Annotated in this window: 16 protein-coding genes and 1 tRNA gene; 7 read left to right on the top strand and 10 right to left on the bottom strand. The window is 35.2% G+C overall.

Annotated elements, in window-relative coordinates; all coding sequences use genetic code 11:
• Positions 1–5 precede the first annotated feature (5 nt).
• On the top strand, positions 6–1121 hold the full coding sequence (locus tag HHU08_RS07510) for an IS4 family transposase (protein ID WP_016205139.1): 1116 nt from the start codon (positions 6–8) through the stop codon (positions 1119–1121).
• A gap of 566 nt (positions 1122–1687) precedes the next feature.
• Here the strand turns inward: HHU08_RS07510 and HHU08_RS07505 are convergent.
• Positions 1688–2668 carry a LacI family DNA-binding transcriptional regulator gene (locus HHU08_RS07505; RefSeq protein WP_016204370.1) on the bottom strand — a complete coding sequence of 327 codons (981 nt, stop codon included), beginning with the start codon at positions 2666–2668 and terminating at the stop codon, positions 1688–1690.
• Between the two features lie 268 nt (positions 2669–2936).
• Here HHU08_RS07505 and HHU08_RS07500 point away from each other — a divergent pair, with 268 nt between their 5' ends.
• Positions 2937–4484, top strand: coding sequence for a glycosyltransferase family 2 protein (locus HHU08_RS07500; RefSeq protein ID WP_169188153.1), 1548 nt, complete (start codon positions 2937–2939; stop codon positions 4482–4484).
• Positions 4485–4658: 174 nt separating this feature from the next.
• Here HHU08_RS07500 and galT read toward each other — a convergent pair whose 3' ends face one another.
• Genes galT through HHU08_RS07485 form a run of 3 tightly spaced genes read right to left on the bottom strand, consistent with a single transcriptional unit; the run spans position 4659 to position 8399 of the window.
• Entirely contained in the window at positions 4659–6179 is a 1521-nt protein-coding gene (gene galT, locus HHU08_RS07495) for a UDP-glucose--hexose-1-phosphate uridylyltransferase (protein WP_169188152.1), read from the bottom strand.
• Positions 6180–6203: 24 nt separating this feature from the next.
• Complete coding sequence (gene galE / locus HHU08_RS07490; RefSeq protein ID WP_169188151.1) at positions 6204–7196, bottom strand: UDP-glucose 4-epimerase GalE; 993 nt, start codon at positions 7194–7196, stop codon at positions 6204–6206.
• Between the two features lie 24 nt (positions 7197–7220).
• Complete coding sequence (locus tag HHU08_RS07485; protein WP_169188150.1) at positions 7221–8399, bottom strand: galactokinase; 1179 nt, start codon at positions 8397–8399, stop codon at positions 7221–7223.
• A 254-nt stretch (positions 8400–8653) separates the two neighbouring features.
• Here HHU08_RS07485 and HHU08_RS07480 point away from each other — a divergent pair, with 254 nt between their 5' ends.
• On the top strand, positions 8654–9523 hold the full coding sequence (locus tag HHU08_RS07480) for a helix-turn-helix domain-containing protein (RefSeq protein ID WP_205835584.1): 870 nt from the start codon (positions 8654–8656) through the stop codon (positions 9521–9523).
• 2 nt (positions 9524–9525) lie between these two features.
• Here HHU08_RS07480 and HHU08_RS07475 read toward each other — a convergent pair whose 3' ends face one another.
• Entirely contained in the window at positions 9526–9774 is a 249-nt protein-coding gene (locus HHU08_RS07475) for a hypothetical protein (protein ID WP_169188149.1), read from the bottom strand.
• Positions 9775–10048: 274 nt separating this feature from the next.
• On the opposite strand from HHU08_RS07475, the gene gntK reads away from it, so the two are divergent.
• Entirely contained in the window at positions 10049–11593 is a 1545-nt protein-coding gene (gene gntK, locus HHU08_RS07470; protein ID WP_169188148.1) for a gluconokinase, read from the top strand.
• A gap of 95 nt (positions 11594–11688) precedes the next feature.
• On the opposite strand, the gene gnd is transcribed toward gntK, so the two are convergent.
• Positions 11689–12585, bottom strand: coding sequence for a phosphogluconate dehydrogenase (NAD(+)-dependent, decarboxylating) (gnd, locus tag HHU08_RS07465; protein WP_169188147.1), 897 nt, complete (start codon positions 12583–12585; stop codon positions 11689–11691).
• 180 nt (positions 12586–12765) lie between these two features.
• Between gnd and HHU08_RS07460 the strand changes: the two genes are divergently transcribed.
• A complete protein-coding gene (locus HHU08_RS07460) occupies positions 12766–13611 on the top strand; it encodes a MurR/RpiR family transcriptional regulator (protein ID WP_016204359.1) in 846 nt (281 codons plus the stop codon).
• Positions 13612–13714: 103 nt separating this feature from the next.
• Here the strand turns inward: HHU08_RS07460 and HHU08_RS07455 are convergent, their stop codons facing one another.
• The gene (locus tag HHU08_RS07455) at positions 13715–14764 is read right to left on the bottom strand and encodes a C45 family autoproteolytic acyltransferase/hydolase (RefSeq protein WP_016204358.1); all 1050 of its coding nucleotides are present in this window, start codon (positions 14762–14764) and stop codon (positions 13715–13717) included.
• A gap of 255 nt (positions 14765–15019) precedes the next feature.
• On the bottom strand, positions 15020–16351 hold the full coding sequence (locus HHU08_RS07450) for a GntT/GntP/DsdX family permease (RefSeq protein WP_016204357.1): 1332 nt from the start codon (positions 16349–16351) through the stop codon (positions 15020–15022).
• Between the two features lie 416 nt (positions 16352–16767).
• Here HHU08_RS07450 and HHU08_RS07445 point away from each other — a divergent pair, with 416 nt between their 5' ends.
• Positions 16768–18192 carry a polysaccharide deacetylase family protein gene (locus HHU08_RS07445; RefSeq protein WP_169188146.1) on the top strand — a complete coding sequence of 475 codons (1425 nt, stop codon included), beginning with the start codon at positions 16768–16770 and terminating at the stop codon, positions 18190–18192.
• Positions 18193–18344: 152 nt separating this feature from the next.
• Here the strand turns inward: HHU08_RS07445 and HHU08_RS07440 are convergent.
• Positions 18345–18416: transfer RNA gene (locus tag HHU08_RS07440), tRNA-Val, on the bottom strand.
• 129 nt (positions 18417–18545) lie between these two features.
• Positions 18546–19082, bottom strand: a complete 537-nt coding sequence (ssuE, locus tag HHU08_RS07435) for an NADPH-dependent FMN reductase (protein ID WP_016204355.1) — start codon at positions 19080–19082, stop codon at positions 18546–18548.
• Between the two features lie 485 nt (positions 19083–19567).
• Between ssuE and HHU08_RS07430 the strand changes: the two genes are divergently transcribed.
• A complete protein-coding gene (locus tag HHU08_RS07430) occupies positions 19568–20098 on the top strand; it encodes a DoxX family protein (RefSeq protein ID WP_169188145.1) in 531 nt (176 codons plus the stop codon).
• Positions 20099–20243 lie beyond the last annotated feature (145 nt).

The following is a 20243-nucleotide window of genomic DNA, read 5'->3' as shown; positions in this document are numbered from 1 at the left end:
ATCTCATGGACAAGATTACACGAAAAACTTCATTTGGACAATGGTTTTCGCCAATTAATCTTCAATTATTTGAAGAACAGGTGAAAACATTGAAATTAGATTGCTATACGAAAAAGTTAACGACAGAATCATTCCTAAAACTATTACTTTTTGCACAATTAGAAGAAGTTGAAAGTCTTCATGCGTTAAGTGATTGCCTTTTTGATGATCATCTTCAAAAGGAAATCGACCTTGATTCTATAAGCATTTCTCAGCTCTCGCGCCGTTTAAATGGTCTAAATCCAGATTTGTTTCAAAGACTTTTCCTTGATTTAGTCGGACAAATTCACGCCAAAACACACTACACAAAACTTGTCATGCCGTTAAAAATTATTGATTCAAGTACTTTGCCACTAAATTTGACCAATCATAAATGGGCGAAGTTCCGCAAAACTAAGGCAGGCGTAAAGTTACACTTACGCCTTGTATTTATGGAAAAGGGAGAATCCTATCCCGAAAAAGCCGTGATGACAACGGCAAGCGAACACGATCGTGGTCAACTTGAGATTATGGTTGACGATAAAGAATGCATGTATGTGTTTGACCGAGGTTATCTAGACTACGAGCGTTTTGATCGCATGACCGATGAAGGCTACTTTTTTCTTTCTAGGCTACGAAAAAACGCAGTCGTACGGGAGGTTTATGATTTTAAACTACCCAAGGATTCATCTGTTTTGTCGGATCAAATGGTGTTGATTGGTACAACTCAAAACCGAGCTGAAAACTATTTTCGACTTCTAAAAATAATAGATTCAAAAGGTAATGAACTTCATTTAATCACAAATCGTTTTGACTTAAGCGCCGAAGAAATATCGGAAATGTATAAATCACGATGGGCAATTGAGCTGTTTTTTAAATGGATTAAACAACATCTCAATATCAAGAAATTCTACGGTCAAAGTGAATGGGCGATTCAAAATCAAGTGTTTATCGCACTTATTGTTTTTTGTCTTCATGTTCTGGTACAACTCGAAACAAAAAGTAAGCGGAAAACCTTGCAAATTAGCCGTTATTTAAGGGCATCATTGTGGAAACCAGCACATGTCTGGCTTCGCAAAATTGAAGGAAAAGCCATCCCTTAATCAACAAATTGTTGTCGTTGCACAGGTCTAATTGTAAATAAATTTCCAAATGGACAGGAGCCGCCTTTAGAAAGGTAATTACTTTTTTGGCTCTAAGTAGAGTAAACAATTAAACTGAAAATTATGACACTATTTACGCAACACTAGTGTATTTTTATGTTTTTACAAAAAGCTGTTTTCGTAAAGTTTGTTGGATTACCCGCAACCGGAATACACTTCGCTTTCCGTGGGGCTAAGCTTAAGCCTCCTCCGCTTCGCCTCCGGGGTCTCAGGCTGTCTCGCTATTCCCCGTGGCATCTTCGTGTATTCCGGCTGCTCCATTTTTCCAACTAATTCTTTTTTTCGATTGAAAAAACAACAATCCTTTAGAAAACAGCCCAGACAACAGTAATCGCTTTCATTTCTGATTATAAATTATTTCATGAGCCTGCGTCAACCTCCATGTGTCCTCTCTATTTTCTTTTTCTGAATCAAAAGGTTATATCAGCCAAAGAATAATTTTGCCAGCTTCAGCTGATATTAGCAAGGTAAAAAGCTCTTAATAATCAAACCTAATTCAATTAATTTTAAACCTTTCTAACACTTTCTCTATAAATAATTTCGAAGCCAGATACTGTTTTCATCGGGGTATCCTCTCCTCTGATGAGACTGAGTATCTTTCTAGCCGCAAGATTTCCTGCATTTTTATAATAAAACTTGGCAGTTGTTAAACCTGGATGAATCATTTCCGCCATTTCGTATCCGCCAAAGCCAGTTATCGAAAGATCATTCGGAATCGAAATTCCTCTAGAATAAATTGCTTTCATTACACCAATTGCAATATTATCGGTTGCACATACCATTATACTAGGATTGAATGTATCGATTATTTCAGAAACAATAGAAAATAACTTTTCATTTTTTCTATTTGTTTCATAAAATTGTACATCTATATCTCCTGCACTTTCTATGCTTTTTTTAAAGCCCTCTTTTCGGTCGATTCCTACTGCAACATTTTTTTCATTTACCCCAATGTAGGCAATTCTTTGATGTCCTTTGGATATTACATATTTCCCCACTTCATAGGCTGCTTCATAATCATTATGAATTAAACTAGGTATCTCCTCATGCTGCTGACCTACTAATAGCACCGGTATACCTATTTGCTTTATTATCTCTAAGTGACGCTCTGTTATTTCCGTCGCTAATAAGATAATTCCTGCTACCTTCTGCCTTACTAAGGAATGAATATTTTCCATTTCCTGCTCTAAATCTAGGTTTGAATGAGAAATTAACATTTGATAATTCCTTGTCTTCAATTCTTCATCTATTCCAATTAATGTTCGAGAGAATGCATAAGAATCTAAGCGAGGCACAATCGTTCCAATTATATTTGTTTTTTTTGCCTTTAAACTTTGGGCAAATGCGTTAGGCGTATAGCCTGTTTCTCTAATAATATGTTGGATTTTCCGCTTTGTTGCTTCACTTACAGAACCATCATTTAAATAGCGCGAAACCGTACTTTTCGCTACGCCTGCAAGTTTAGCTATATCACCAATTGTTGTCACCAATAAACCTCCTCATTAGTTGCTTTTTGCAAAAAGATAGTAGGAACCCCCCTCTTTTTAGAAAGCCCTTTCATTTTATTTTATTATGTATCTATTTACTAGTAGCTACTTCCCTATTTGCACACATATTCTACCTAATATTATACATAAAAAAATAATAACGACTGAACTATTTTTTCTATTGGAGAAGTATAGCTTCTTCCTTGTTGATTCATAATGATTGCTATAAGGATTTCTTTTAGCGTTAATTATGAAGGCAGGGAATAGAATGAAAAAAATATCGGCTCTTCGAAAAAAAAATAAAAATAGGTATGAGTTAATTCAAAGTAAAAACTATTTAAGTCAGCCTCTTATTTCTGTGATTACACCCGTTTTTAATAATGAAAAAACAATTAAGCATACAATCGAATCTGTTTTACAGCAATCCATTATGCCACAGATTGAATATATAATTGTCGATGATGGTTCACAAGATCAAACTCGTGCTATTTTAAAGAAATTTGTTAGCGAGCATCCTAATATAAAACTAGCTCTTCTAGCGAAAAACACAGGAACTCCTGGCTATCCTAGAAATTTAGGAATGGAGCTTTCATCTGCCCCCTACTTAACCTTTTTAGATTCAGATGATTGGTTTGAAAAGACTGGCTTAGAAAAACTTTATAGTGTATTAAATGAAACCGACGACGATTATATAGTTGGCAAAACGATTAAAGTTACTTCCAAGAAAAACGCAATTGTTGGAGAACATGAATCATGGAAAGAAAGAAGAAGTATTCATCCGACAAGTATCCCACATATTTTTAATCATTTAGGACCTAGAGCAAGATTAATCAAAGCAAGCATTATCAAAAAAAATCAGATTAAGTTCCCCGAAATGAAATATGGAGAGGATAAGCAGTTTTTTATGGAAGTACTGACTAATTGCCAAAAAATCTCTACAACGGAATCTATTATCTACTATTTAAATCGCTTAGATGAAAATAACGAATCTTTGACTAAACAGACGAATGCTTTAAACAAAATGCACTGTAATAGAAAAGTCATTCACTATTTCAAGAAGAAGGAACTGGATGATGAGTTAAAGCGAATGATCTTTAATCGCCTTTATGAATTTGATTGCTTCAATGGATTTATGAATCGCTATCATACGTTAAGAAGCGAGAACAATCAAACTTCTAAAGAAAAAATAGCTGATTTTTTAAAAAGAAAAGCATATATATCAGCCATGAAAAAAATGATACGAACGACTTCTTCCTTAAATTATGAAATTAGCGATCATTTTTTTCATCCTTATAATAAGGTTTGTTACCAACTATTCTTACAAAAACGCTATAAAGATATCGAAACATTGTTTAGATGGATAAATCAAGAAAAAATAAAAAAACATATGATAAAAGATGGGACTGCTTACTGGGTTACTCCTATAAGTCCACCGTATAACTTTATAAAAGTTCCTATGTATGCAGAATTAATAAATTGTGAATATACAAATGGTTTCTTCCGATTCGATATCAATATAGCAGGGGATTATCCGAAAGACATTGAGCATATACTGTTCCGTGATCGAAACGATATGCATAAACAATTTTTCTTTCCGATTGAACGATATGATGGAGCCTTAAGGAGAATCATGATTCCTGAAGCGTTCTTTGCTCCTTTTGGAAAATCTGTATACACTATTTATTTATCTTACAGAGACTATCATAAAATGCAGTTCCATATCCCAAATCCGAAGCTTCGGTTAAAAAAACAGCAAACAGATACGCATCACTTTTACAAAACAATTCATAATCATTTAGCATTAAAAGTTCTCTGATAGAAAAAGTGAAACTTTCATCAGTGGAGGGTTCTTTCATCCCCCACTGATGGTTAGTTGAACCATTCGGACCTTAGACCTGTCTCCTTGGAAAACCAATATATTGTTTGCTTTCCAATCCCTATATTCCTATTAATCTTCTTCCTCTTACATAGAAGGAACTAAACAATATTTTCACTTTAGTGTTTCTATAAATCGATGAAACGCTTTTGTTCCTTGCTCATCCCTTTTAAATACACCTGCATGATGTAAGATGGTTTCAAAAACGATTCCTATTTCTGTTTGTAGGACAGAATGTACATTTTCATTCGTTATATGCGGATTTTTCTCTTTTACTGCCTTTGCCCATACTAAATGTTTTTCAATATTAGGTTCTTTCTTGATGCTCGTTACAAAATTATCTTCTACTATTTTATCTGCAAGCAAGCTTAGTTCTTCTTTTAAACGACCTGGCAAGACAGCTAAGCCCATCACTTCAATGAGTCCGATGTTCTCCTGTTTAATCGAATGAACTTCTTCATGTGGATGGAAGATGCCAAATGGATATTCCTCACTTGTTCGATTATTACGTAGTACTAAATCCATTTCATAAAGACCATTACGCATTCTCGCAATTGGGGTAATCGTATTATGACGAGTACCGTCCGTATACGCAATAATATCTACACTCTGATCACTGTAGTCGAGCCATTCTTTAAAAATATAATCAGATGCCTCCACTAGCTTTTGTTTGTCTGTTCCTTGCAGACGAAGCACAGACATTGGCCATTTAACAATACCTACATGGATAGATGGAAAACGGTCAATAGCAAAAGTTGTTTCTATATCCGCTTTTGCCATTGGAAATTCATGAAATCCCCCTTGAAAATGCTCATGTGCAAGAATTGATCCTCCTACAATTGGCAGGTCTGCATTAGATCCCATAAAATAATGAGGATACTGATCAACAAAATCTAGTAATCTTGCAAAAGTCTTTTTAGAAATAGTCATTGGTTCATGCTTCTCAGAAAAACAGATAGCATGCTCATTGTAATAAACATATGGTGAAAACTGTATAAACCACTGCTCTCCTTCTAATGTTACTGGTATAATGCGATGATTTTGTCTAGCAGGGTGGTTGACTCTTCCCGCATAGCCAGCGTTTTCTTTACAGAGTAAACATTTGGGATAAGATCCTTGCTTTAATTTTTTCGCAGCCGCGATTTCTTTCGGATTCTTTTCTGGCTTTGATAAATTAATCGTAATTTCTAAATCTCCGTAACTTGTATGTGTCAGCCATTCTTCATTTTTAGCAATACGATCGGTACGAATATAATCTACCTTTTTTGAGAAATCATAAAACCAACTGGTCGCTTGTTCTGCTCCCTTTTCTTTATATAATGTTAAATAATTATTATTTATCTCGGATGGCAATGAGACAAAGCAACCCATTAATTTTGTATCTAATAAATCTCGGTAGGTAATCGTATTTTCTACTAAGCGATTATGTTCCACTGCCCAATCTAATATATTTTCTAAAATGGTGCGCAAGTCTGTTTCAGCTACTTCTCCGTTATCCGATAGAATAAAATCATCTAGTTGTAAAATTTCAAGTAATTTATTTCGAACAACATCCATATCCCATCGTGTTATTAAATTTGATTTAAGTCCATAATGAAGCAATTGTTCTACATGTCGATAAATAGTTTGTGTCATCTAACATTGCTCCTTTCTTCTTAGTCATTTCTCTTTATAGCCTTCTGGATTTTCCTGGAACCATCGCCAAGCACTGCCGATCATTTCTTCTAAAGAAGGATACTGCGGCTTCCAGCCTAGTTCAACTTTTGCCTTTTCGGACGAGGCAACTAATCGTGCTGGATCGCCAGCTCTTCTTGGTGCAATTACAGTTGGAATAGGATGTCCCGTTACCTTTCGAGCTGCCTCAATTACTTCTTTGACCGTAAATCCTGTTCCACTGCCTAAATTGTAAATCCCACTTGTTTCTTCTTTTTGTAATTTTTCCAATGCAAGAATATGGGCATTCGCCAAATCGGTAACATGAATATAATCTCTTATACAAGTTCCGTCATGTGTATCATAATCATCGCCAAAGACGCTAATGGCTTCTCTAGTCCCTAATGCTACTTGCAGAATAATCGGAATAAGATGAGTTTCTGGAAAATGATCTTCTCCTAATTTTCCGTCCATATGTGCTCCTGCGACATTGAAGTAGCGAAGGGCAACGTAATGAATGCCATATGCTTCTTCAGACCACTTTAGCATTTTTTCTATTGCCAACTTTGTTTCTCCGTATGGATTGGTTGGAACGGTAGGATCATTTTCTTGTATGGGAAAATTCTTCGCTTCTCCGTAAGTTGCTGCTGTTGACGAGAAAACAATTTTCTTCACATCATTTGCATGCATCACTTTTAATAGTGTCATCGCACCATAGACATTATTGTCATAGTATTTCAATGGATTTGTTACACTTTCTCCTACTAAAGAGTCAGCAGCAAAATGGACGACCGCTTCAATCGAGTTTCTCTTAAACACATCGTCTAAAAAACTTTCATCGCGTAAATCGCCAATGTAAAGTGTTACTCCTTCTAAAACAGCCCCTTTATGTCCTGTTTGTAGATTATCAACAACAATTACCTCTTCCCCCTGATCTAATAGTTCAGATACCATATGGCTCCCAATATAACCAGCACCACCACATACTAAAATGGCCATTTATAACTCCTCCTTTTACATTTCCTACTGGACTGTAACAATTTCTTTCGCACCGTCTCCAACTTGAACAACATAGAAGTCCGCATTTAAGCCTGTCTGCTCACTATATCTTGCTCCAACCTTCTCGATAAAAGAATCAATGTGCTCATTAGTAACAATACTAATCGTACAGCCACCAAAACCTGCTCCTGTCATTCGGGAACCAATTACACCCTCTTGTTCCCAAGCTGCCTCCACTAGCGCATCCAATTCTTTTCCAGTAACTTCATAATCGTCACGTAAGGAGATATGGGAGGCATTCATCAATTGTCCAAATCCCGCAATATCACCAGCTTGAAGTTTTTTTACAGCCTCAATAGTTCTAGCATTTTCATACACAGCATGTTTCGCTCTTATCCGATCAACCTCTCGTTCAATCAAATGAGCTTTCTCATCAAATTGCTCTCGGGTTAATTCTCCGAGTGAACGAATATCTAATTCTCCCTGCAAGTCTTTTAATGCTCTTTCACACTCTTCTCGTCTTTCATTATATTTAGAATCAGCTAAGCCCCTGCGTTTATTTGTATTAGCAATAATTAAAGAAGCAGCTGCTAAATCTAGTGGACTATAGGTATAATCAAGTGTATCGCAATCTAGTAAAATAGCATTTTTTTCTTTTCCCATCCCAATCGCGAATTGATCCATGATGCCACAGCTTACACCAATAAATTCGTTCTCTGCCTGTTGACACATTTTCACTAAAGAAACTCGATCGATTGCTAAAGAATATAACTCATTTAGCATAATAGCTGTCACTACTTCAATCGAAGCGGACGATGATAAGCCAGCACCATTTGGAATTTCTCCCGCATATAAAACGTCAAATCCTGAATCTACTGTATATCCATGTTGTTCAAGCGCTACAATAACTCCTTTTGGGTAATTAGCCCAATCATCTGCTGAATCATAGACTAACTCGTCTAAGGATACCTTTATGACACCTAAATCTGAAAAATTTGTGGAATAGAATTGAATTATTCTATCAGATCTTTTTCGAACAATCGCGGTTGTGCCAATGGATAAAGCACAAGGAAAAACATGCCCTCCATTATAGTCTGTATGTTCTCCTATTAAATTCACACGTCCTGGTGCAAAAAAAGTACGTATTTTGTTAGCTCCCTCATTAAAAACATCGGTAAATATTGTAAGTAGACTATTTGTCATTTTTATCTCTCCTTTATAAATGAACGATTATTTTTACTCTCTTGTTTAGCATCGTTTTATTGAACCGTTTACATTTTCATTTTATGCTTCAAACCTTTCTCTCTCAATGGTAAAATAAGAAAGAGAAAAGGGTAATAATTTGCTACTTTATTTCATTAATTTGCATAATCATCTAACCTTAACTCTTTTTCTAATCAATTTAATACAGGCAAGTATCTACCTATGATACCTCTACTAAGAAAGGGGCCTTCTCATTGCCCAAAAAAGATAATAATGTATTTGCATATAGGTTTACGGAAAAGATTACAAAAGAGGTTGCCCAAATTTGGTCGATTGGATGGGAAAATCAAACCTCCCATCTTTATAATTGGAAGGGAAAAAAGCGTAAAGAGGAAAGCATGTATGTTTTTCAATATACGATTTCTGGAATGGGTGCCATTGAAATTGGAGAAAAAGATCATAAATTGACAGCTGGAAAAGCATTTTTAATTGATATTTCAGAGGAATATAGATACTATCTTCCGCAAAATAGTGAGCATTGGGAATTTATTTTTATTACGCTATATGGTGAAACAGTAAAAAAGTGTTGGCATTCTTTTACCGAAAATAATCAGTCTATTATCCAATTAGCTTCTGATTCAAAACCAATTCAGCACCTTCTTCATATTTACCAACTGGCAAATGAAACAAATATAAAAAATGCCTACCAAGCTTCTAGTCTTGCTTATGCTTTTATTATGGAGCTTTATCAATATAAGAAAAACATGGGAGCCATACAGTTGCCAGAAAGTATACTAAATGCGACATTATTTGCACAAAATTATTATAATAGACCTATTGGACCAGATGATATGGCAGAGGCAGCTGCACTATCTCGCTTCCATTTCACTCGATTATTCAAAAGGGTGCTTGGCATTACACCCATTCAATATTTAACAAATATCCGGATAGTGAAAGGAGCGGAGTTATTATACCAAACCAAATATTCTATTGAGGACATTTCTGTGCAAGTAGGTTTTGCAAATGCCAACTATTTCACAAAGGTATTTCGTAAAGCTACCGGCATGACGCCTGGCGAATTTCGAAAGAAGAATATTCGTCCAAGCGAGGATATTCTTCTTTAATGTTATTTTTCATCAAACATTTCCAAGCTGACCATTCCTTTTTCATAAATAAAGTTCAGCTTCTTCCCTGGTGTCAGCATATTTTCAAGAATATCCTTAGAAGCTTGAAGAGCAATGGACATTCGATTTAGCTGTTCTTCCCCTTCTTCTTGCAGGGAATCTGCTTGTTGACTTATGGATTCCAGTTTGTTTTGATAATGGAGTATTTGATTATAAAGTTCCTCATATATTGTTTCAATATCGTTGTTCATTACAAAAACTCCTTATATATATAAGATAAGTTAATTTTAGCATATTTTTGCTTAACTTTTATTAAAATAAGGGCAAAAATTTACATCTATAAAATATAAATGGTCAATAATTTCGACTAAATAAGCAATCCTGACAAATTTACGAAAAAATATTTATGAAAACAGTTTCAAAATTAATATATATCCTTTAAAATATAAGTAAAGAAATTTTTTTCTATTAAAATTTAATTTAATGAAATATTTTTTATAATTTCCGTATAAAGGAGTTTTTAAAATGCATTTATCCTCCCTATATTTAGGTGTAGACATTGGTACAACAAGTACAAAATCTGTCCTCTTTGCTGAAGCTGGTAAAGTATTAAGCATGCATCATGTAGAATATCCATTACATAGCCCTGCACCATCAATTGCGGAACAGGATCCTGAGCAAATTTTTCAGGCTGTCTTAGAAACAATGAAGACTGCTATAAAAAAAGCCAAGGTTGATGTGAGAAATCTAAAACTAGTATCCTTTAGCTCAGCGATGCACAGCGTTATCGCTTTAGATGAAAAAGGAAAGCCTATAACTCGTTGCATCACTTGGGCAGATAGCCGTGCTTCTTCTTGGGCTAAAAAGATTAAAAATGATCATAATGGCTTAGAAATATATCGTAGAACCGGAACACCAATTCACCCAATGTCCCCTCTAGCTAAATTAACTTGGCTAAAGAATGATCAGCCAGAAATTTTTACGAAGGCGACAAAATTTATTGGTATCAAAGAATATGTTTTCTATCGTTTGTTTGACGAATTTGTTATCGATTATTCGATTGCTTCTGCAACTGGAATGTTTAATCTGAAACAGTTAAATTGGGATACGGAAGCATTAGCGGTGGCTGGTGTTACGGCTGACCAGTTAGCTAAGCCTGTTCCTACTACTCATTATTTAACAGGACTAAAGGAGAATTACGCAACCGAAATTGGAATCCCTGCCGAAACTCCATTTGTTGTAGGTGCAAGTGATGGCGTGCTTTCTAACCTAGGGGTAAATGCTATTGACCCAGGCGTTGTGGCTGTAACGATTGGAACAAGTGGTGCAATTCGAACAGTAACAGATAAACCAGTAACTGATCCTAAGGGAAGAATATTCTGCTATTGCTTAACAGAAGACCACTGGGTAGTGGGCGGTCCTGTAAATAATGGTGGAATGACGTTCCGTTGGGTGCGTGATGAATTAGCATCTTCCGAAGTAGAAACAGCCAAGCGACTCGGAATTGACCCTTATGAAGTTTTAACAAAAATCGCTTCCCGTGTTACACCTGGTGCTGATGGTTTATTATTCCATCCATATTTGGCTGGGGAAAGAGCACCTTTATGGAATGCAAATGCAAGAGGATCCTTTTTCGGGCTTGGTTTACACCATAAAAAAGAACATATGGTAAGAGCAGTATTAGAGGGCGTTATTTTAAACCTTTACACTGTGATGCTTGCCCTTCAAGAAGTGATTGGCGCACCAAAGCAAATTCAAGCAACAGGCGGATTTGCGCGTTCTGAGCTTTGGAGACAAATGATGGCAGATATCTTTGACCAAGAAGTAGTCGTTCCGGAAAGCTTTGAAAGCTCTTGTCTTGGAGCAATTGTTTTAGGCATGTATGCACTAGGGGAAATTAATGACTTCTCGATTATGAAACAATTGGTTGGCAGCACGCACTCCCATCAACCAATCCAAGAGAATGTCGATATCTATCAAGATTTAACGTCTATCTATATACGTATTTCACGAGCTTTAGAGCAGGAATATGATGCAATTGCATCGTTTCAGAACAAATGGGTGAAATAACCTGACTATTTAAAAGGGGCGTCTCCACAATAAGACAGCCCCTTTCTTTTAAAAAAATCCTTTAGCAAAATTGTCTGCTAAAGGATTTTACCATTTTATTTTGATTCTACACTGTGACCACCAAACTCATTTCTTAATGAGGCAACCACTTTACCAGAGAATGTATCTTCCTCCAATGAACGATAGCGCATCATTAAAGAAAGGGCCGTAACTGGCATAGCTGTTTGTAAATCTAAAGCTGTTTCCAGTGTCCATTTCCCTTCTCCAGAAGAATGCATAATTCCTTTAATTCCTTCAAGCTTCGGATCTTTCGAAAAAGCATTTTGTGTTAATTCCATTAACCATGAACGAATGACAGAGCCATTATTCCAAACTTTTGCTACCCCTTCGTTATCGAAATCATATTCACTTTTCTCCAACAACTCAAAACCTTCTGCGATAGATTGCATCATGCCATACTCAATACCGTTATGAACCATTTTCAGAAAGTGACCGCTACCAGATACTCCAGCGTAAGTATAGCCATTTTCAACGCATAGATCTTTAAATAAGCCTTCTACCTTATCAAAAATTTCTTTTTTGCCGCCGACCATCATGCACGCGCCATTTCTTGCACCATCAACACCGCCACTTGTGCCAACATCTAAATAGAACACTCCAAGTTCCTCTAAATCCAAGCCTCTTCTTTTTGATTCCTTATAATGAGAATTCCCCCCATCAATAATAATATCTCCCTCTTCAACATACTTCTTCACTTCTCTTAATACATTTTCCGTTACTTCTCCTGCTGGAACCATGAGCCAAATTACTCTTGGAGCTGGCAAATTTCTTACTAAGTCCTCAATTGTATTTACTCCTGTTACATTTTTATAAGAAATTTCTTTTAAAGCGCTTTCATTTATATCAAAAGCTGTTACACTATACTTATGGCCCACCATATTTAAAGCCAAGTTGTATCCCATTTTTCCTAATCCGATAAGACCGATATTCATGCGTTATTCTCTCCTTTTGAAAAAATATTTCTCTCTATATATTATTATATAGAAATTTTTTTCGAAAATATACCCCTTTACGAAATTTTTTCGAAAAAAAATATTAAAATAAGAAATTTTTTTTCAAGAGACTAATTGTGTTATACTACAACTATATTAATTTGGAAAGGATAGAAGTCAATGGCGCAAAATTGTCTTGGGAAAATTCGTTCCTATTACGCTAGATTGAGTGAAAAAGAAAAAAAAATCGCTGATTATATTCTTGAGAATCCAGAAAAAATCATTCATTCAACAATCAACGAACTAGCAGAGGATTTAGGTGTTGCAGATGCAACTGTATTTCGTTTTTGTAAACGAATTGGTTTTAAAGGCTATCAAGCAATGAAAATAGCATTAGCTTCAGAAGTAATTGAACCTATTCAACAAATACATGAGGAAATTAGTGAAAATGATAGTGTTAAAACAGTAACTGAAAAAGTATTTAAGTCCAATGTCCGAACACTAGAGAATACATTAGAAATATTAAATGGACATTCAATTGAAAAAGCAGTTGAATTCCTATTACAAGCAAATCGTGTCGAGTTTTATGGGACAGGTGGTTCAGCAGTAATTGCAATGGATGCTTTCCATAAATTTGTTCGAACTGGAATTAAAGCGTTTTCATTCGTTGACTCTCATTTTCAGCTAATGTCTTCATCGCAACTTTCAGAAAATGACGTTGCGGTTATCATTTCACACTCTGGCACTAACAAAGATACTATTAACATAATGAAAACAGCGAAAAATAACGGTGCTAAAACGATTGGAATTACTGGATATCCAAAATCACCGATCGCGCAGAATGCTGATGTCGCTCTTTTTACAAGCTCTGAAGAAACAGAATACCGTTCAGAAGCTCTATCATCAAGAATCGGTCAGCTTAGCTTAATTGATGCATTATATGTCAATGTGATGATTTCCAATAAAAATGTTGCCAACCAGTCATTAGAAAGAATAAGGAATGCTATTTCTGATACGAGAATCTAATGCAAGACGACCAATATTTTACTTCAGAGTATCCGCAAACGCCAAAAAAGGAAGTTAGTTATGGATGTTACTGCCATAATTAGCTCCCTTTATTTAAAACCAGCTATAATATCTCCATATTGATAAAAGGAGTATCATAATCAAGTTGTCCTTTAACTTTCTTTATATTCAGTTTTTCACCCTGTAAAAAGGAATCGAAATCAATGATTACAGGCATTCGATCACTACCAATCGCAAACCAAGCTTTTCTTTCGTTAGGTAGATATGCTGCTGTGTGCAATGTTCCAGACCAAGTACTATATTTTTTTGAGAACACTTCTTTATCCTTGTCATTCAGTATTCGAAAAGCCTCATATACATTCGACTGACCTTCTCGCTGTTTTTCGATGTTCTGCTTTCTTCGTACAGATTCGTCCATCTGATAGCGATTTTCTTCCTTTAAAACTTCAAAATGATTCGTACTAATATTTGCTTTTCTAGCAATGACTGACCTAGGTGATGCTTCCACAACAAATGATTCTCCGCTTGGATCTAATAACACATAGCTAAAGGATGTTCGATGAGGTATTTCTTGTAGTAAATCAATAGCCTCTTCAACATTTGCACATGTTTCTAAAATTATCCGCCCTATCATATTACATATAAAGCCATCACCTGAACCAACTCGATTAATAAAGTTATAGCCCATTGCTAGGCCTTTTTCATTCATCCCATCAATTCTTCCGGAGATTTGCATAGAAGGACCGATAACAGCATAGCCAGTATCCGTTGGCTGATAAATCATATATCTTCCTTCATATGAACCTGGATGACTATCGTAGTTTCTAATTAAATATTGAGATCCTGTTAGAATGGAGCAGCCGCTTCTCCCATACTCGACATAATGGCCGCCAAATTCTCTTAAAGCGTCCTCCATTCTCCACTGAAGAGCATCGGCCAATCCATAGATTTCCGCTATCATCCCGGGAATAAACTTATTAAGAAGGTGCACGGACTCTTTTTCATTAATGGTAAAGTAACGCTTTCGCTTAGATGTCCAGTGCTTCACCCGATTAGGAAGTATAGGTGAATCTTTTAAACGTTCTCCTTGCATATATCCAAAATCATAATGATTTCCACGAAACTGTATGAAATCACTATATACTTGTTTCATTCTCATTTCCCCTTTAAATCTTTGTATGGAGAGTTTTAACTATACTATATTTTTTACTAATAACAAGTAAATTGATTACAAATTGAAAATGCGCCTTTGAATTTCCAAGGATACAGTCTTTGTTCTCCCATTCCTTCCGTACTTTCAACAGTCAAAAATATACGCTTCAATCAATTTACGTTTTTTAACTTTAAAATACAAAAAAGAGGCAAGAAAAGAAATTATCCTTTCTTACCTCCTCTATATACTTTTCTATCAAACAATTAAATCTAAAATTAATACTCCTGCAAATGCGACGAAAGAAAGGATTGTCTCCAATACTGTCCATGTCTTAAATGTTTCTTCGACGGTTAGTCCTAAGTATTCTTTTACCATCCAGAACCCGGCATCATTTACATGGGAGAACATTAAGGAACCTGCGCCTGTTGCAATAACTAATAATTCCACATTTACGCCAGACATACCAGCGATGATTGGGGAAACAATTCCTGCTGCTGTCGTTAATGCTACGGTTGCAGAACCTGTTGCTATTCGTATCAAACCTGCAATCATAAATGCTAATACAAGTGGTGATAAAGACAAGCTTTCGGACATAGTTCCAATTGTAGTTCCTACTCCACTATCAATTAACACTTGTTTGAACGCTCCACCTGCTCCAATAATTAATAAGATCGAACCAACTGGTAAAAAACAATCTTCCGTGAATTTTTTAATGCTATCTTTATTCATTCCTTGACGAATGCCTAGGAAATAGAAAGCAAAAAACACAGCAATCAAAAGAGCTAATAATGGGCTACCAAGGAATGCAAGCACATTTCTTACTCCTTCTGGAAAAATCGTCATGTAAGGTGCAGCAGTTCCAATAATCATTAAAATTACAGGTAATAAAATGGCAAAAAATGATACCCCCGTACTTGGCAATTTATCATCTGCTAACGGCTCTGCTGTAATAAGCGTTGATTCTCCTTTTGGAAAAACGCGCTTATCAATCCACTTTGCAAATAATGGCCCACCAATGATTCCAGCAGGTAATGCAATAATTAATGAGTATAATAAAACGGTTCCTAAATTAGCATCAAAAATTCCGATTGCAGCAATTGCCCCAGGGTGTGGAGGAACAAGTCCATGTACAATCGATAATCCAGCAATACCTGGTAATGCAATCAATAAAATATTTTTCTTTGTAGCCTTTTGAATAGAAATAACAAGTGGCAATAATATTAAAATACCAACCTCAAAAAATACGGGTATTCCGATAATAAAGCCGGAGAAAAACATCGCCCATGGCAATTTCTTTTCACCAAAAACGTTTACAAAAAAATTGGCAATTCGTAATCCAGCACCAGATTCCGATAACATTTTTCCTAAAATTGTTCCTAATGCCAATATCCCAACTAAGTGACCTAATACGCCACCTACACCTGTCTCATAAGCGCTTACAATCTTTTCAAAAGATAATCCAGAAAAAATTGCTAAAAATAAACTTGCAACTGTTAAACTAATAAAAGCGTGCCATTTTAATAATGAAACTCCTAAAATAACAATCACAATGGAAAGTAATGCAATAATCAATAAATAGGCATCCATCTTTATACCACCTTTTCTATTACATTTGAAAGTGTTTTCATTTGATAGCCTTATTATACGAAAAAATTTTTCTTTTATCAAGCTATAATTAAAGAAAATTTTTTATTCATAAAAACAAAATAAATTGAAACCTCCATCAAGGGATTCTTCTTCATTTTTCACTGATGGTTAGTTGAACCAGTCGTACCTTTATGGACAGTTGATCTCCCCCCTATCTTCCTCGAATTTTCATAATCGTCTTACTGCCTTTTAAAAGTGGGACAAACAGAGTTCACTACTAGGTATGCAGGGCATCTTTCCATCTTTTGAAAAGTTTTTTTCCAAAAATACGTGATAATGTAAAACAAATTCATCCTCCATTACGTCTAAATAATGGAGCATCTACTTTTTATTATAGAAACAAGGAGTTAAACAGCATGAACAGCCTAAAATGGAGAAACTTTTTAATCCCCCTTTTTTGTTTTAGTCTTTTATTAATCGGATTCAAATTTTGGGGAAATGAAAAAAAGCAAGCAGCTGAGCCACCAGAAAAAAAGCCTGAGGTGGCAATACAATACGATAAAAATTATAAAACGATTGAAATAAATTCCTATATAAAAGATGAAAAACATGGGGGCTACTGGACGAGTTACCCACTTCTTCCAGATCAATCAATTACAACCGCCTTAAAAGAGTATATTACAAACAAAATTAGTAAATATGATCAACATATCCAAAAAGAAAATATTCCAAAAACACAGGAGACTTCCTTACATATTTCCTATACCATAACCCATTACAGCAAACAAACAATCTCTATTCTTTTTGAAACCTTTGAATATATTACAGGTCCAAATGGAAATACTATAACCGAAAGCTTAACTTTCGACTTACAGACACATAAGCGGCTTTCATTAAAGGATCTTTTCCAAGAAAATAGTAATTATTTATTTCTCCTTTCTAAAACAAGTTATTGTGAATTAATGAAGGATAAAAAAATGGCAGTGGACGAAGTCTTAGTCAAACAAGGAACACTACCTCAGGAAAAAAACTTTCAAAACTTTGCAGTTCTTAATGATTCGATTCTTTTTTACTTTCCTAAAAACCAAGTTGGAGCAGACGATTTAGGCGTTCAAGAACTAGCTATCAAAAAAGAGATTGTAAAAGATAAACTCTTACCAACCTATCTAGATAAAGAAAAAAATAAAAATTTGCTTGCAGAAGCAGCACCAAAAAAAATGGTGACAGAATTACCAGATGTAGCAAAAATTGATCCGTCTAAAAAAGTTATTGCTTTAACATTTGATGACGGTCCAAGTAATAAACCAACCAAAAAAATACTAAAAGCTTTAAAGAAGAATAACGGTCATGCTACGTTTTTTGTTCTTGGTGAGCGTATTCAATATTATCCTAGCATCATTCAGCAGACGATAGAGGAAGGTCATGAAATTGGAAACCATTCTTGGAATCATCCTCTCCTTACTAAAATGAAGAAGAAAAAGGCTTTAAAAGAATTTCAAGATACAGATGATTTAATTAAAGAAATAACAGGAAGGGAATCTACACTTATTCGCCCACCTTATGGAGCCATACAGAATGAACTAAAAAAAGAACTAGATAAAGAGATTGTTCTTTGGACAATTGATCCAGAAGATTGGAAACAACCAACGAAAAAGAAAATTGTGGAGAAAGTCATGAAAGAGGCAAAAGATGAAAGCATTATTCTTTTGCATGATATTTACGATAAAAGTGCTGATGCAGCAGTGGAAATCATCGAGAAGTTAACGAAAGAAGGATATCAGCTTGTGACTATTTCTCAATTACGAGAAGTACAGGAGGAACGGAAACTACTAGAAAACTAGAATATATTTATTGGAGATTTAGTAAAAACAATTGATACATCTACTCATGATTACGAGTGTGACGGATGTACAAATTTTCTATTAAGGTTCATTATAGATAAAAAAGGGTTTCTCGAAAATAGAGAAACCCTTTTTACATTTCGTATTCATAATGACCTGTACTGGGTTCGAACCAGTGACCCCTTGCCTGTCAAGCAAGTGCTCTCCCACTGAGCTAACAAGTCATGTTGTATAAAGTGAATAATATTTGGCTATTGCCTGTTCTTTCTCAAATACTATTTCTATTCTTATCTTACCATGTCCTTTCTTTATATTCTAGAAAAAAATAAAAAGTGACGGTTCATTCCATCACTTTATTGAATCTTATATAATCCCTTAAGCAATTGCTCTAACTGGTTGGTAATCCTTGTCTCTGAATCGGTATCCAATAAGTAGGTTTGATTATCTTGTTCTGTTATTTGATTATCTGTTACATAAGCACCTGTTAATATATTTGTTGCACCTAAATTTGCTAATACTGGTTTTAACGCATAATCCATAACCAATAAATGTGCATAGGTTCCTCCAAGCATTAGTGGAAGAATATTTTTATTTCGAAGACTCTTTTGTGGCAAAAGATCTAAAAATGTCTTAATGATTCCTGAATAGGATGCCTGAAATACAGGTGATAAGACAATAACTCCATCACTTTGTTCCACTTTTTGTCTTGCCTCTACTATATCTTGGTTCATAAAGTCTGCCGTTATTAAGGCATCACTTGGTAATTGATGAACTTGTATAACTTGAACATTCACTTGCTTCTGTCTTAAAAAATCTGCAGCAAATTGTAATATACCTGTTAATCGTGAGTTTATTTTATGCCCACCAGCTATGATGGTTACTGTCTTCATTGAAGTCTCCCCTTTATGAAAATCTTCCCTTGTAAAATTATTGCTTTTTCTTCTTTTCTTATTCTAACATGAATAGCAGAATATATGCTTGAACTGTGTTTTAGATAGGCTGTTTTCGTAAAGTTTGTTGCGATTACCCGCAGCCGGAATACACTTCGCTTTCCGTGGGACTCGCGCTGAGTCTCCTTAGCTTTGCCTCCGGGGTCTCAGACTGTCTCGCTAATCCCACAGGAGTCTACGTGTATTTCGACTGCTCCCATTTTCCTATTCATTCTTTTTTCCTATTGAAACAACAATCCTTTAGAAAACAGCCTGCAGATAACACAAGTTACAAAAATCGCTTTCGTTATAAACATTTTCACATTTTAGACACATTCTTTTGAACAAATTGTGAATTGATTCACATTATTATTTTTTTCTAAGTAGTATTTGATATATTTAACTTATAAATAATAAAAACAGAAAAATAAGAAAGGATGATTCTTATGTTTATAAAATTTTTAAGAGAAAATAAAATTGCAGCTGGCATTTTAACCATTATTCGTTTATTTCTAGGATATTCTTGGTTTACTTCTGGATTTGGCAAATTAACTGGTGGAGGATTTGATGCTTCTGGATTTTTAACAAATGCCGTTACTAACCCTGTGAAAGGTCCAGATGGTGCAGTAGTCTATGGATGGTATACAAGTTTTGTCGAAGGATTTGCGTTACCAAATGTTGGTTTATTTAATGTTCTTGTACCAATAGGCGAAGTATTAGTCGGTTTAGGATTAATGTTAGGTTGTTTAACAACAGCAGCAGCACTCTTTGGAGTAGTAATGAATTTTAGCTTCTTACTTGCAGGCACAATCTCTCATAACCCTACAGACATCTTGATGGGCATGATTATCATGTTTGCTGGAGCAAACGCTGGCTATTACGGTCTAGATCGCTGGGTATTACCTTATATTAGAAAAACAATCTTTAAAAAAGAGGAAGACAACGAAGAATTGACAAAAAAACCTCGTTTAACTTAAATAGAAAGGCTGGGACAAAAGTATTCCAGCCAAGGATAAATCCGAACAATTATACGAAGATGATAATGAAAATTCCGTATAATTGTTTGGTTTTTTATTTGTTTTTAAAGGATGTTTCCATGAAGTTTAGTGCGATTCCCCGCAG

It is taken from the genome of Niallia alba (genome assembly GCF_012933555.1).
Lineage (GTDB): Bacteria > Bacillota > Bacilli > Bacillales > Cytobacillaceae > Niallia > Niallia alba.
This window is presented reverse-complemented; position numbering and strand designations above follow the sequence as displayed.